Genomic DNA, 13,448 nt, shown 5'->3' with positions numbered 1-13,448 from the left:
GTTTGCAAGGGTTAATACTTACTTAAGCAGCTTTTCCGCCACTTCGGCCAGGTGTGCCCCGTAACTGCGCGCTGCTGCAAGCGCACCCTCGGAAACCGAGCCCGGCATACCGTCATGGTGACCGCTACGACCATACGGCCCCCACTGCAGGCCACCATCGGCATAACCGGGAAGTGATTTGGGAAACCCGACCGTCACAAGCCCCTGCTCGAGAAAATGTGAATGCAGTGAAATCATTGTGGCTTCCACGCCGCCACCGGCTCCGCCAAAACCGCCACCCGTAGCAAATACGCCGCCCACCTTTCCTTCCAGCAGACCCTCCATCCAGAGCTTGCCGGCCCGATCAATCAAATGCTTGAGCTGCCAGGCCATGGAACCCATATGCACGGGAGTGCCGAATACCACCACATCGGCGGCAACAAGATCGTCCAGCGAAGTATTTTCAGCCGTTTGCAGCTTCACCGACACCTGTGGAGAGGCAACCTTCATCCCTGCAGCTATGGCATCGGCCATCTTCTTGGTATTCCCGTAATCGGAATGATAAGCAATCAGTACGTCCACGCGCCCCTCCAGCAACTCACGATGCGGCCATTGTCACCGATTGCAGCGAAAAAACCAATCCACTTTAGAATTTGCTCAACTGCCGCTAGATTGCAGCCTCTTTTTCTAGTGACATGTCTATTTTCAGGAGTGCCCAGTGAGCAACAGTTTTGATGCAAAGAGTTCATTACAGGTTGGCGATAAGTCTTACACCTACTACCGGCTGGATACCGCAGGGGATGTAAGTCGCCTGCCCTACTCCATGAAGGTGCTGCTGGAAAACCTGTTGCGCCGCGAAGATGGCATCAACGTGACCGCCGATGACATCAATTTTCTGGCCAACTGGGATGAGAAGGCCGAGCCAAGCCACGAGATCGCCTATATGCCAGCACGCGTTCTGATGCAGGACTTTACCGGTGTGCCTGCCGTAGTGGACCTTGCCGCGATGCGTGATGCGATGGCTGCCCTTGGTGGCGACACCAGAAAGATCGAACCCCTCGCCCCGGCTGAACTGGTTATCGACCACTCAGTACAGGTAGACAACTTCGGTCATGCTGATTCCGCAGCCAAAAACACAGAGATTGAATTCCAGCGTAACCGCGAGCGTTACAATTTCCTCAAATGGGGACAGAACGCTTTCGAAACCTTCAAGGCTGTACCACCAGGTTGCGGCATCGTACATCAGGTGAACCTCGAATTTCTGGCTCGCACCGTATTCGTTAATGACGAGGGGGTTGCATACCCGGACACACTGGTCGGTACCGACTCCCACACCACCATGATCAACGGCCTTGGCGTACTCGGCTGGGGCGTAGGCGGCATTGAAGCAGAAGCTGCGATGCTCGGACAGCCGGTCTCCATGCTGGTTCCCAAAGTGGTCGGCTTTAAACTGACAGGCGAGCTTCCGGAAGGTGCAACTGCGACCGACCTCGTCCTCACCATCGTTGAGATGCTGCGCAAGCACGGCGTGGTCGGCAAATTCGTTGAGTTCCATGGTGAAGGGCTTGATTCACTGCCGCTGGCTGACCGGGCCACCATCGCCAACATGGCGCCTGAATATGGCGCAACCTGCGGCATATTCCCGATCGACGAGGAGACCCTGAACTACCTGCGCCTCTCCAATCGTTCCGAAGAGAATATTGCACTGGTCGAAGCCTACGCCAAAGCGCAGGGCATGTTCCGCGATGCAGATACGCCTGATGCAATCTATAGTGAAAATCTGTCCCTTGATATGTCCACCGTGGTGCCATCACTGGCAGGCCATAAACGCCCGCAGGATCGTATCGCACTGACCGAGTCCAAAGCGGTCTACCAGAAGACGGTAGAGGCTGTGAAAGCTGAAGCGGGCATCACCACCAAAGCTGTCACCACGACCATCAACGGCGAAGAGGTGACCATTGATGATGGTGCAGTGGTGATTGCCGCCATCACCTCCTGCACCAACACCTCCAACCCATCGGTGATGCTCGGTGCCGGTCTGGTGGCCAAAAAAGCGGCTGCCCTCGGCCTGACTGCGGCACCCTGGGTAAAAACATCACTGGGCCCCGGCTCAAAGGTGGTTACCGAGTATCTAGACAGAGCAGGCCTCTCCCAGGATCTGGATGCGCTCGGTTTTAACACCGTCGGTTACGGCTGCACCACCTGTATCGGCAACTCAGGCCCGCTGCCTGCCGAGGTCTCCGCCGCCATCGCAGAGGGCAATCTGGCAGTCACCTCTGTACTCTCCGGCAACCGCAACTTTGAAGGGCGCGTACATGCCGAAGTACGCATGAACTACCTTGCCTCCCCGCCACTGGTGGTCGCTTACGCCATTGCCGGTACGATGAACATCGATCTCTACAACGACCCGATCGGTAAAGGCCGCGATGGTGAAGATCTCTTCCTCAAGGATATCTGGCCAACCCAGAAAGAGGTGGCCGATGTGGTCGCCTCATGTGTCACCGCCGAGCAGTTCGAAGCCTCTTACGGCAACGTCTATGCAGGCGATGCCAACTGGCAGAATCTGCAAGCGCCAAGCGGCGACCGCTTTGCATGGGATGCAGACTCCACCTACATCCAGCACCCGCCCTACTTCGAGGGCATGAGTTTCGACCTTGACCCGATCAGTGACATCAAGGGAGCACGCGTACTGGCACTGCTGGGCGACTCGGTCACCACCGACCACATCTCGCCAGCCGGCGCGATCAAAGCCGACTCCCCTGCCGGTCGATTCCTGCAGGAGCGTGGCGTTGATGCCAAGGATTTCAACTCCTACGGCTCCCGTCGCGGCAATCACGAGATTATGATGCGGGGCACCTTCGCCAATATCCGCCTGCGCAACAAACTGGCACCGGGAACCGAGGGTGGTGTAACGCTGCACCAGCCATCTGGATTGCAGATGAGCATTTATGACGCTGCCATGATGTATAAAGATGAAGGCGTGGCCTCGATTGTCATTGCAGGCAAGGAGTATGGCTCCGGCTCATCGCGCGACTGGGCAGCCAAAGGCCCGCGCCTTCAGGGTGTACAGGCTGTGATTGCCGAAACCTATGAGCGCATCCACCGCTCCAATCTGGTCGGCATGGGCATTCTTCCGTTGCAGTTTAAAGCGGGCGAATCTGCTGAATCACTCGGCCTGACCGGCCAGGAGTCTTACGACTTCACTGGAATTGGAGATGGATCGGCAAAGGAGCTGAATGTCACCGCTACCGCTCCGGATGGTTCAATCAAATCCTTCATCGTCGATGTACGCATCGATACGCCGAAGGAAGTCGAGTACTATCAGCACGGCGGCATCCTGCAGTACGTGCTGCGTCAGCTCGCCTCAAACTGATAACATTTTTTCATCATAAAGAACCCCGCTGAAAAGCGGGGTTCTTTATTTTACGGGCAATGGAACAGCCAATGATCCCTATTCTGGCTGATCGGGCAGCAGGCTGCTGATGAACTCCTCCGCATTAAACTGCATGAGATCCTCAAGTGCTTCCCCTACACCAACATAACGGACAGGCAAGCCGAACTTATGGGAAAGCTGCAGAACGATGCCTCCCTTACCGGAGCCATCGAGCTTGGTGACGATGAGTCCTGATGTTCCCGCCACCTCGCGGAACTTTTCAACCTGAGCCACGGCATTCTGGCCTGTGCCGCCGTCGACCACCTGCCACACCTCGTGCGGCGCTTCCGGGTATGCTTTGGTAATCACACGACGAACCTTGGCCAGCTCATCCATCAGACCACGATCGGTCTGCACACGCCCTGCCGTATCCACGATCACCACATCGTAATTTCGCGCCACTCCACGCTGAATCGTATCAAAGGCTACCGCTGCCGGATCCGCACCTTCATGCTGGCGCACCATATCTGCGCCGGCCCGATCCACCCAGACGGCCAGTTGCTCGACAGCTGCAGCGCGGAAGGTATCAGCTGCTCCGATCAGCACCGATTTCCCCTGCTTACGGAACATCGTAGCAATCTTGCCAATCGTCGTGGTTTTGCCGGTTCCATTCACGCCGACCACAAGCAGCACAAACGGACCGCTGGAAGGTTCATTTACGGGTTTCAACTCAGGCAGCATCAAGAGCATCGACTCCTTCAATGCCCGCACCGAGCCACCACGACGCTTTCGTGCCTTGGCCACCAGTTCACCCGAAAGTTCGCCGCCGCAATCGGCCATAATCAGCCCATCCTCGATATCGATCCACTCCTCCTCGGAGAGGGCATCGACGGAGCCGCCCGGCACCATCTGTGAGAGTGCATCTCGGCTGCGCGAAAGCCCTGTTTTCAGCCTGGAAAAGAACGAAGACATAAATTTCCCCCTAAAATATGTTGCAGGTCAGCCGCCTTGGGGCTGACTTTCACCCTGGTCGACAGGCATGTCCGGTATACCGATCAGCATATTCACCACATCAGCAACAAGACTCCGATATTCATCAGCGCCTGAAATATCGCGCAGCAGACCTGATGCTTCCCCCAGCATCATCTGCCCGTGGTTGACCATTACAGCATCAATATCGCCAGCCATTCCCTGCTGACCCAGCATAATCAGGCTGCTGCCGGTTGCCGCCACCTCGACGGCATGGTTGAGCATCCGGATCGCCCCCTTATCCCCGCTCAGGGTAGAGAGCTTCTTCATGGCTTCAATCAGCGTAGTTGCTCTGGCTGCAAGCTCATGGGTCATTTTCATTAGCGGCGCCGTAGCGCCGCCAAATTTATGCATACTCGCCATTTCAGGGCCTGTCATGGCACGCTCTAGCAGCCCGGATGCTTTCACCAGCATGGCGGGACCATGTTCTATCCCCTGCAGGTTCATATCCGCCCCCTGTGTTGCCATCTGCAGGGAGTGGTTAATCAGCATATGCAGGTGATGCAGCTTAATGGTCTGGGAGAGGTTCTGGCGCGCGTCATGCATTTCATGGCGATCAATATCGCAGGCGCTCAGGGCGGACAGGCAAAGGGCGATCATAAGCGAATAAAGCAGTCTCATTTTGCCCTCCATATACTTATCATGACCTGAAAAAAGATATGGCGGAGATTACATCAAATCGTAATCTCCGCCATCCACTCAATACGCATCCGCCTTCAGGCGGATAAAATCAATCAGTGGCCGTGATGGTGGCCTCCGTGATCGCTATCATTCGAATCCTTCATGCGTACATCACGAACCTCTGCATGAACCATCACCGAGCCGCCATCTGCGGTTTTGATAGTCAGCATCACATGATCACCGGCATTCAGGGGGCGAGCCAGGCCTGTTAACATCAGGTGATTGCCTCCCGACTCGAATTTCAGTTCGCCATGGGCAGGGATGATCACCTTGTCCATTTTCATCATATGCATCATGCCGTCATGCATCGACATGCTGTGAAACTCGGGCTTGGTCGCGGCATCGCTCTCCACGGAGACAACCTCGACATCGTGGTCACCACTGTTTTTCAGGGTGAGATAGCCAGCAGCCGTATCAGCAACAGGTGGCGGCATGCGAACCCAGGCATCTTCAACAGTTATCTCAGCTGCGGCCAGCGATGGCATCAGCAACATCAGTGCTGCAAGCAGTAAAACTTTAACTTTCATAGTCATCCTCATTTCTCTGGAATAGTGGGGCAGTGAAACACTACCCCACTTTCTCAACTTTTATATGGCGCGCACTTTACGCGCCATGATGCAGGCAGCGCACGGACTGATACACAGCCTCACTCCGGCCTGCCCTCCCAATCAGAATGCTGCAGTCGCACGCAGGAAGAACCAGTTATCGGTCACCTGCTGAATACCCCTTACGTCCTGATAAACCGGAATACGGTATTCACCACTCAGGGTTACGCCATCAGCAACAATCCACTGGAATCCCGGTGAAACAAAGAGAGAAGCCAGACCGGTATTATTCACATTATCAAGCACATTGACGGTCCGCTGATAGGCTGCAGGTACCATCATATTATTGAGAAAGTTCGGATCTTTGGTGCCATCGGTACTATCCTTCTGAGAGTAGACGCCATTCAGGTCAAGCTTCACATTGAACTTGGAGGTAACACGGTAGCGGGTAGAGAGGTCGACATTAAGACGGTCGCCAACCTTATAGCCGAGCGAGTTACGGGTGGTCATGTGATAGGTTGCAGATGGGGAAACAAGCCACTGGGCACCACCATCCTCATGTTCGCCGAAAGCCATGGTGCCATTTGCGATCAAGAGCCCGTCCCAGGAACCGGTACCCGCCTGCATCATCATATGAACCAGGTGGCCGCTTCGAGTACGCGCTTTGGAGGCGCCTGTTGGTGCTTTAATGCCTACACCGACCGAGAAGCGCTGACGTGTACGGATATCGGCATCCTTGTAGACATCGCGCAGATAGAGCAGCGAGATATCGCCAAGACCCTCGATCGTATCCATGTTGTTGAGGGAATATACGATGGGAGACATCGGCATCATCTTCATGCCCATCATCATCTCCATATCGTTGATGATATAGGGAACGGTCAGCACGAAGGCGTTGTCCTCATCCATGCGGTAGGCGAAGTTGGCAGCAATCTTCTGCATGGTCATGCTGTTCGATACCGCATACATGCCTGCAGTGCCAGCCAATTGATTACTGATAATCTGCTGAGGGGTGATTTCGTTGGTGCCCCGCTTGTTGGTTTTCATCAGCATGGTGTCGTACTGCAGGGATACAGTCAGGCCGGTTGCCGAACCGATACCGTCAACGCCTGCGGCGATACAGCATGAGAGGCCGCACTCGCTGGCATAAGCCTGCTGTCCGGCAGAAATAGTTGATAGAGCCAGCGCACTCGCGATGGCCAGAGATTTTACGAATTTCATGTTCTTCTCCAGAATATATTTAATGATTAACAGCGCAGGCGAACAGGCATAACTGCCCGACAGCACGCGCAAACGGGCCATCCTGAGGACGGCATCCGGGTTTTAGAAAATCAGGAAATAGATTGTGGAGGCGGAATGGGAATACGCGGAGTACTGCAGACAAGTGCAACTTCAAGCCTGAATGGAGCCTCACGGGACTCGACCCCGGTTTCAAGGTTTATTGAAGTAAAGGTATGTGGCGCCAGCAAATGGGGCAAAGCATCGACACTACGATGACATCCGCAGCCGCACTCGATACGGTCCTTCTGCCAGTCTGCCGAGAGTCCTGCAGAGTGATCATGCCCAAGATGGGCCTCATCAAGCCCGTCATCGTGATGCATGGCATGTTCACCGCCCGCAGTTATGGCAGCGACCTCCGGGCCGGCACAACTTGCCGCTTCCGCAAATGCCGGAACAGAGCTTACGCACAGCAATGTTGCAGCAAGGAATATAGCAAGTACTTTTCGCATGGCGCGGAATGATGGCGTGCCATGCCATTATCTGCAAGATTCCGGTTCTTCCGGCTGAAGGTGCCGGGTAGGAGATGAGTATGATTCGCTGGTTTGCGGCACTGATGCTGGTGCTGTTCTCATGGGTGCCAGCCCATGCTGCCGATTTCAAATGGATGGATGAAAGTGGCACCACCTATTCGCTTGATGAGCTAAAGGGTGAACCTGTTCTGGTTCATTTCTGGGCCTCATGGTGTCCATCGTGCCGCGCCGAAATGCCTGCTTACAGCGAGTGGGTCAGCAACCACCCCGATATAAAGGTCCTCTCTGTCTCACTTGATCAGAAAACGGAGAATGCGGAAAAGTTCCTCAACGAGACCGGCATTGAAACAGCCCTCCTGCTCAGCGATGAGATTCAGGCACGCAAGCTGGGGGCTCAGGCCCTCCCAACCACCATCGTTATCAATGCCGATGGGGATATCAGCCAGATACACCGTGGCCCCAGGGATTGGAAAAACAGTGAATTTTCCGATCAACTGCTTGAAGTTCTACTCCCGGAGGTGCAGAGCGCCCCCCTTCACAGCGGCCACTGATCCATCATGATGCTATATCATTCAATCCGCGGAGGTTTTATGCGCCTGTTTCTCTTACTCATATCTTTTCTGGTTCCTGCGGCCGCTTCGGCTGCCGCTGGCAATGCTGATATTCACGCGATCGCTCAAAAATCAGCAGAACTGCTGCATGTCGAGCGTGTGGATGAAGTGCGCAAAACCCAGATAGAGGGGCTGTTCGAGGTGCGCAGCGGCAGAAACATCTTCTACTCCGATGCCCAGGGAAAATACTTTGTACTGGGTGGAAGCCTTATCGATACCGCGGCGGGAAAAAACCTGACCAGCGAGCGCAAGGAGCAGATCAACCGCATCGACTGGAGTGAACTGCCACTGGACAAGGCCATTCTCTCCGGCGACAGGGGTGCGAAGCTGAAACTGGCCATTTTCACCGACCCTGACTGTCCCTACTGCCGCAAACTGGAGAAAGAGCTGGTCGACCTGAAAGGTGTGGCCGTCTATACCTTCCTCTATCCGCTGGAGAAGCTTCACCCGAATGCCCGAGCCAAATCAGAAGCGATCTGGTGCAGCAAGGAGCAGCACAGCATGCTGCAGAAGGTGATGCTGGAGAGGTTTGTGCCAGAAGCTGCCAGATGCAAAACCCCTATTGATGATATCCAGACCCTTGCCCAAAGACTGAACATCAATGGCACTCCGACATTCATTGCCGGTGACGGGCGCATGGCATCGGGTGTCAAATCGGCAGCTGATATGAAAACATGGCTCGAAAACGGAATGCAAAAGGATTAATTATGCGCGAAATCCGCCAGGCGGATGAACTCCGCCCGATCTCCATCGACACATCGTTCAATCGCTATGCGGAGGGGTGTGCCCTGATCTCCTTCGGCCATACCCGCGTGCTCTGCACGGCAAGCGTCGAAGAGAAACAGCCCCCATTCCTGAGGAATACCGAAAAAGGGTGGGTGACTGCTGAATACGGCATGCTGCCACGGGCCACCCATACTCGCGGCGGCCGCGAGGCAGCTCGAGGCAAGCAGGGGGGAAGAACCGTGGAGATTCAGCGACTTATTGGTCGCTCACTCAGGGCAGTTGTGGACCTTGAAGCACTCGGCCCCCGCTCTATCAGCATCGATTGCGACGTGCTGCAGGCGGATGGCGGTACGCGCACTGCAGCCATTACCGGCTCATGGGTGGCACTGCGCATTGCAATCAACAGGCTGCTTGCAGAGGGCGTTCTCAAGTCGGATCCGATCATCGGTCAGGTTGCCGCTGTCAGCTGTGGATTTGTGGATGGCGCACCCCTGCTTGATCTCCAGTACTCTGAAGATTCTCAGGCTGAAATGGATGCCAACTTCATCATGACCGAAGATGGCGGTGTCATCGAGGTTCAGGCCACGGCAGAAGACAGGCCCCTGCACTGGGATCAGTTCATGGCACTGAAAAAGCTCGCAGATAAAGGTATTCACGATCTTGCTGAATATCAGAGAAGCGCTGTAGCTGCCGCCTGAATATGGAAATTGTCGTTGCCAGCAACAACCGCAAGAAACGGCATGAGATCGAAGCCATTCTCGGCAAGCTGGGCATCTGTCTGACTCCGGCTGAAGATACGTTGTTTGTCGATGTGGTTGAAGATGCAGGCAGCTTTTCCGGTAATGCCAAAAAGAAGGCCGATGCCTTTGCCAAAGCCAACAACAGACCTGCACTGGCGGATGATTCAGGGCTCAGTGTCAATGCACTGAACGGCGCTCCCGGTGTCTATTCAGCCCGCTTTGCAGGGGCTGATGCAACGGATGCCGACAACAACAGTAAACTGCTGCATGATCTTGAAGGGGTTTCCGATCGCGCTGCCCAGTTCATCTGCGCCCTTCATCTTGCCTTTCCCGATGGCAGGACGCCCTTAACGGCCGAAGGGAAAGTGGATGGCTATATCCTTTCGGAAGCCAGCGGCTGTAGTGGTTTCGGCTACGACCCTCTCTTCTACTGCCCGGCACTCGGCAAGGCTTTTGCCGAAGCGACGCCCGAGGAGAAGGCCTCGGTTTCTCATCGCGGCCTGGCCCTTCGCGCTCTGGCCGAACAATTGGGGCATCGTGACTGAATTTCATGCTGGGTGCAGATCATGTCCCCGACTTGCCTCTCACCTCAAACAGATCAGAAAGGAACATCCGGACTATTATGCAGCGCCGGTTCCGGCCTTTGGGGATGCAGAACCCAGGCTGCTTATCGTGGGGCTGGCACCGGGCATGCACGGCGCCAATCGAACCGGTCGCCCTTTCACCGGCGACACATCCGGTGAACTGCTCTATCGGACCCTGTTCGAGCTCGGGCTTGCATCGGCTCCGGCATCAAAATACGCGGATGATGAATTACAGCTACATGGCGTTCGCATCACCAATGCTGTCAAATGCCTACCGCCTCAGAACAAGCCGAAATCCTCTGAGATAAGCAACTGCCTTCCTTACCTGCAAAGCGAAATCGCCAGCTTGCCGGGGGAGTGCAACCTGCTGGCCCTCGGCAGGGTTGCGCATGATGCCGTGCAGCGCGCATACAGCCTGAAGTTAAACAGCCACAACTTCGCCCACGGCGCCCGCCACGTCCTTCCCGATGGGCGGACACTTATTGATTCCTACCACTGCTCAAGATACAACACTCAGACCGGCCGTCTGACTGCGGAGATGTTCAGAAAAGTAGTTCTGGAAGCCGTTTAAATTCCGAAGTCGGTGGCTTTGAACTTCTTCATGCTTTTATAGATTTTGTTCGGATACTTCTGCTTGCCAAGTGACCCGTTATAGGCCGCCAGTGCTCGATCGAGATGGTTATAGCGATCGATATAGTGGCGAAGGATTGCGCAGCCGTAGCGCAGGTTGGTTTCGATCTCCAGCAGGTTATCAGAGGGGCTTCCCAGCTCATTTTTCCAGAACGGCATCACCTGCATCAGGCCAATGGCACCAACGTTACTGACTGCAAAATGGTCGAAGCGAGACTCCACGGCAATGACCCCCAGAACCAGCTCCGGTGAAAGGTCGAAATGCTTGCTGTAGACATAAACCCAGCGGGCAATGGTTTCCGCCTCTTTCTCGTCAGGGACCCACGGTGAAATGGTCTGCACAATATCCTTTACCCATACATCGCGTTCGAAATCGGGAACATCATCAACAGGCCCAGGCTGTAACATCCTGCGCAGCTCCTCTTTCTCTTCCGGCTCAAAATCAAGGAGATCAACATTCTGCTCCACCATCTTCTTCACCGCACTCTGAGACAGGTGCTGTTTATCCTCAGGGGTACTAGCCATCCATATAGGCAGCGAGACAAGGAAGCCTGCTACCATCACACCGGCAAGCAGGGCCTTGGGAGACACCCCGCCCAGCAAGCGCCTCAGCTCAGTGGCGTTCAGCCAGTTGCTCCCTGCAACATATCCAGAGTTTCGGCCACCGCATCGGCAATCGGCACCGATTTTCGGTCGCCGCCACGCAGTCCGATTTCAGCATTGCCATCGGCAAGGCCACGATCTCCAATCACAACCTGTATCGGCAGCCCGATCAGCTCCGCATCCTTAAATTTCACACCCGGCCGTTCATTGCGCTCATCCCACAACACCTCAACGCCCGCATCGAGAAGCTGTCGATAGATCGCCTCGGAAGCCTCGTTTACCGCTTCCGACTTGCCCATAGTGATCAGGCCTACCTTGAAGGGTGCCAGATTGGCAGGCCATGCAATGCCCGATTCGTCGTAGCACTGCTCAACAATGGCCGCAAGCAGCCTCGAAACACCAATGCCGTAACAGCCCATTGTAGCTGTCGCGCGTTTTCCACCCTGGTCCTGGAAAAGCACCTCCATAGGTTCGGAGTATCGCGTCCCCAGCTCAAAGACATGGCCCACTTCGATACCGCGAGATAGCTGCATGGAGCCACTGCACCTGCCGCAACGGTCTCCGGCACGTGTTTCGCGCAGATCAGCGAACACAACAGAATCAAGATCGCGTTCAACATCAAGACATGTCAGATGGAGATCCTTGCGGTTGGCACCGGCAACCAGGCCAACTGCACCTGCAAGTGTACGATCCAGCAACAATCTGCATTTCAAGCCTTTCGGGCCGACAAAACCGGTAACGCCACCAATGGATGAAATTTCCGCATCGGTTGCCATCTCCACACCATCGGCTCCGATGGCATGGGCCAGCTTAATCTCCTGCAGTTGATCATCACCGCGTACGCACGCTGCAATGATCTCGCCGTCGACCTCCCCACCTACAGCCCGGTAAACAAGCGTTTTCACCAGCAGCCCCACATCAATGGAGAGGAATGCCGCCACATCTTCTGCCGATGTGACATCCGGCGTTTGTACCTCGGCAAGGTCCGCAACAATACCCTGCGGCAGGTTTCGGCCGGATACAGCTTTCTCGACATTGGCCGCATAGTCGCAGGCATCGCAATGCGCAATCAGGTCTTCGCCAGATTCAGCCAGCACATGGAATTCATGCGAATTATTGCCGCCAATCGAACCGGTATCAGCCTCAACCGGCCTGAATTTCAGCCCCAGACGGGAAAAAATGCTGCAGTAGGCATTGAACATATTGCGGTATTCGGCTGCCAGACACGCTTCATCGGCGTGGAATGAATAGGCATCCTTCATGATAAATTCCCGGCCCCGCATCAGGCCGAAGCGTGGCCTTATCTCATCACGGAACTTGGCCTGAATCTGATAGAGATTCATTGGCAGCTGCTTATAGGATCGCAGCTCCCGGCTGACCAGATCGCAAATCACCTCTTCGTGAGTTGGACCAAGACAGGACTGGTGATCATGGCGATCCTGAAACTTCAGAAGTTCCGGACCATACTTCTCCATTCGCCCTGATTTTTCCCACAACTCTCCCGGCTGCACCATTGGCATGAGCAGCTCCTGCGCTCCGGCACGATCCATTTCATCACGCACAACTGCTTCAATTTTGCGCAACACGCGCAGGCCGATCGGCAGGTAATCATAGACGCCCGATGTAACCCGGCGGATAAAGCCGGCTCGCAGCAGCAGCTTGTGTGAAATCACCTCAGCATCAGCAGGATCATCTCTAAGAGTGGGTACGAAAAATTTGGAATAGCGCATAGGCGGTAAGGATAGCGGCGCATCCTCTGTTCAGGTAGTCCTTTAAACTATTTTATTGCGAGGGGTTATACGCGCAACAGAGGCTTAAAATAATTTGCCATCCGCCAAAGGCAGGGTTCAGCAAAGCAATGGTTGCAGCCCCCCCCCTCCTTTGAACGCAACGATGCAAGCGCGTTAGCGGCCGCAAATTCGCCACGGCATGAGTCCGGAACTGCGGAATACGAACGAACACATCAAGAAATGTCTCTTGAAGTTGTGATGATGTTATACAGAAGCCGCCAGATTCGGGGATGCAGAACCTTCAACCCGTTCCTCGCGATTGACCCTCACTTCACGGGGTGCTTCGATGCCGATACGCACCTGACCCCCCTTTACGTTCAAAACCTGAATCTGAATGTTGTCCCCGATCGAAATAGCTTCGCCTTTTTTTCGTGTCAAAATAAGCATGGATTCTCCTCTGCTTACC

General features: G+C 55.0%; 15 protein-coding genes. 6 read left to right on the top strand and 9 right to left on the bottom strand.

The annotated features are described in order from the left end of the window. Positions 1–18: 18 nt before the first annotated feature. The gene (locus Ga0123462_RS01780) at positions 19–561 is read right to left on the bottom strand and encodes an NAD(P)H-dependent oxidoreductase (RefSeq protein ID WP_100264724.1); all 543 of its coding nucleotides are present in this window, start codon (positions 559–561) and stop codon (positions 19–21) included. 136 nt (positions 562–697) lie between these two features. Between Ga0123462_RS01780 and acnA the strand changes: the two genes are divergently transcribed. Next, positions 698–3,352 carry an aconitate hydratase AcnA gene (gene acnA / locus Ga0123462_RS01775; RefSeq protein ID WP_100264723.1) on the top strand — a complete coding sequence of 885 codons (2,655 nt, stop codon included), beginning with the start codon at positions 698–700 and terminating at the stop codon, positions 3,350–3,352. Positions 3,353–3,430: 78 nt separating this feature from the next. Here acnA and ftsY read toward each other — a convergent pair whose 3' ends face one another. From ftsY to Ga0123462_RS01750, 5 genes are all read right to left on the bottom strand, one after another. Further along, positions 3,431–4,324: a signal recognition particle-docking protein FtsY gene (ftsY, locus tag Ga0123462_RS01770; RefSeq protein WP_100264722.1), complete on the bottom strand. Its 894-nt coding sequence runs from the start codon at positions 4,322–4,324 to the stop codon at positions 3,431–3,433. Positions 4,325–4,351: 27 nt separating this feature from the next. Beyond that, the gene (locus tag Ga0123462_RS01765; protein WP_100264721.1) at positions 4,352–5,002 is read right to left on the bottom strand and encodes a hypothetical protein; all 651 of its coding nucleotides are present in this window, start codon (positions 5,000–5,002) and stop codon (positions 4,352–4,354) included. A gap of 113 nt (positions 5,003–5,115) precedes the next feature. Continuing rightward, the gene (locus Ga0123462_RS01760) at positions 5,116–5,589 is read right to left on the bottom strand and encodes a copper chaperone PCu(A)C (protein WP_157821233.1); all 474 of its coding nucleotides are present in this window, start codon (positions 5,587–5,589) and stop codon (positions 5,116–5,118) included. A 141-nt stretch (positions 5,590–5,730) separates the two neighbouring features. Beyond that, positions 5,731–6,828: a hypothetical protein gene (locus Ga0123462_RS01755; protein WP_157821232.1), complete on the bottom strand. Its 1,098-nt coding sequence runs from the start codon at positions 6,826–6,828 to the stop codon at positions 5,731–5,733. A 110-nt stretch (positions 6,829–6,938) separates the two neighbouring features. Continuing rightward, a complete protein-coding gene (locus Ga0123462_RS01750; protein WP_100264718.1) occupies positions 6,939–7,337 on the bottom strand; it encodes a hypothetical protein in 399 nt (132 codons plus the stop codon). 80 nt (positions 7,338–7,417) lie between these two features. Between Ga0123462_RS01750 and Ga0123462_RS01745 the strand changes: the two genes are divergently transcribed. Genes Ga0123462_RS01745 through Ga0123462_RS01725 form a run of 5 tightly spaced genes read left to right on the top strand, consistent with a single transcriptional unit; the run spans position 7,418 to position 10,590 of the window. Further along, on the top strand, positions 7,418–7,909 hold the full coding sequence (locus tag Ga0123462_RS01745; RefSeq protein ID WP_157821231.1) for a TlpA family protein disulfide reductase: 492 nt from the start codon (positions 7,418–7,420) through the stop codon (positions 7,907–7,909). Between the two features lie 39 nt (positions 7,910–7,948). Next, a complete protein-coding gene (locus Ga0123462_RS01740; protein ID WP_100264716.1) occupies positions 7,949–8,674 on the top strand; it encodes a DsbC family protein in 726 nt (241 codons plus the stop codon). A gap of 2 nt (positions 8,675–8,676) precedes the next feature. After that, positions 8,677–9,393, top strand: a complete 717-nt coding sequence (gene rph / locus Ga0123462_RS01735; RefSeq protein WP_100264715.1) for a ribonuclease PH — start codon at positions 8,677–8,679, stop codon at positions 9,391–9,393. Between the two features lie 2 nt (positions 9,394–9,395). Beyond that, positions 9,396–9,980, top strand: coding sequence for an RdgB/HAM1 family non-canonical purine NTP pyrophosphatase (gene rdgB, locus Ga0123462_RS01730; RefSeq protein ID WP_100264714.1), 585 nt, complete (start codon positions 9,396–9,398; stop codon positions 9,978–9,980). Beyond that, positions 9,973–10,590 (top strand): uracil-DNA glycosylase, encoded by a 618-nt coding sequence (locus Ga0123462_RS01725; protein WP_257790530.1) that lies wholly within the window; start codon positions 9,973–9,975, stop codon positions 10,588–10,590. Before rdgB ends, Ga0123462_RS01725 begins: the two co-directional genes overlap by 8 nt. On the opposite strand, the gene Ga0123462_RS01720 is transcribed toward Ga0123462_RS01725, so the two are convergent. From Ga0123462_RS01720 to csrA, 3 genes are all read right to left on the bottom strand, one after another. Next, on the bottom strand, positions 10,587–11,240 hold the full coding sequence (locus Ga0123462_RS01720; protein WP_232726512.1) for a lytic transglycosylase domain-containing protein: 654 nt from the start codon (positions 11,238–11,240) through the stop codon (positions 10,587–10,589). The genes Ga0123462_RS01725 and Ga0123462_RS01720 overlap by 4 nt on opposite strands. Positions 11,241–11,272: 32 nt before the next feature. Next, entirely contained in the window at positions 11,273–12,982 is a 1,710-nt protein-coding gene (locus tag Ga0123462_RS01715) for a proline--tRNA ligase (protein ID WP_100264712.1), read from the bottom strand. A 264-nt stretch (positions 12,983–13,246) separates the two neighbouring features. Further along, positions 13,247–13,429, bottom strand: coding sequence for a carbon storage regulator CsrA (gene csrA / locus Ga0123462_RS01710; protein ID WP_100264711.1), 183 nt, complete (start codon positions 13,427–13,429; stop codon positions 13,247–13,249). Positions 13,430–13,448 lie beyond the last annotated feature (19 nt).

The organism is Mariprofundus ferrinatatus (assembly GCF_002795825.1).
GTDB classification, from domain to species: Bacteria; Pseudomonadota; Zetaproteobacteria; order Mariprofundales; family Mariprofundaceae; genus Mariprofundus; species Mariprofundus ferrinatatus.
The sequence above is the reverse complement of the archived record's forward strand: the minus strand, read 5'-3'. Positions and strand labels throughout refer to the sequence as shown.

What these genes read in the sequence shown, in the direction of transcription:
- ftsY (WP_100264722.1), bottom strand. Translation starts at nt 4,324, where the DNA reads ATGTCTTCGTTCTTTTCCAGGCTGAAAACAGGGCTTTCGCGCAGCCGA.
- Ga0123462_RS01765 (WP_100264721.1), bottom strand. Translation starts at nt 5,002, where the DNA reads ATGAGACTGCTTTATTCGCTTATGATCGCCCTTTGCCTGTCCGCCCTG.
- Ga0123462_RS01760 (WP_157821233.1), bottom strand. Translation starts at nt 5,589, where the DNA reads ATGAAAGTTAAAGTTTTACTGCTTGCAGCACTGATGTTGCTGATGCCA.
- Ga0123462_RS01755 (WP_157821232.1), bottom strand. Translation starts at nt 6,828, where the DNA reads ATGAAATTCGTAAAATCTCTGGCCATCGCGAGTGCGCTGGCTCTATCA.
- Ga0123462_RS01750 (WP_100264718.1), bottom strand. Translation starts at nt 7,337, where the DNA reads ATGCGAAAAGTACTTGCTATATTCCTTGCTGCAACATTGCTGTGCGTA.
- Ga0123462_RS01745 (WP_157821231.1), top strand. Translation starts at nt 7,418, where the DNA reads ATGATTCGCTGGTTTGCGGCACTGATGCTGGTGCTGTTCTCATGGGTG.
- Ga0123462_RS01740 (WP_100264716.1), top strand. Translation starts at nt 7,949, where the DNA reads ATGCGCCTGTTTCTCTTACTCATATCTTTTCTGGTTCCTGCGGCCGCT.
- rph (WP_100264715.1), top strand. Translation starts at nt 8,677, where the DNA reads ATGCGCGAAATCCGCCAGGCGGATGAACTCCGCCCGATCTCCATCGAC.
- rdgB (WP_100264714.1), top strand. Translation starts at nt 9,396, where the DNA reads ATGGAAATTGTCGTTGCCAGCAACAACCGCAAGAAACGGCATGAGATC.
- Ga0123462_RS01715 (WP_100264712.1), bottom strand. Translation starts at nt 12,982, where the DNA reads ATGCGCTATTCCAAATTTTTCGTACCCACTCTTAGAGATGATCCTGCT.
- csrA (WP_100264711.1), bottom strand. Translation starts at nt 13,429, where the DNA reads ATGCTTATTTTGACACGAAAAAAAGGCGAAGCTATTTCGATCGGGGAC.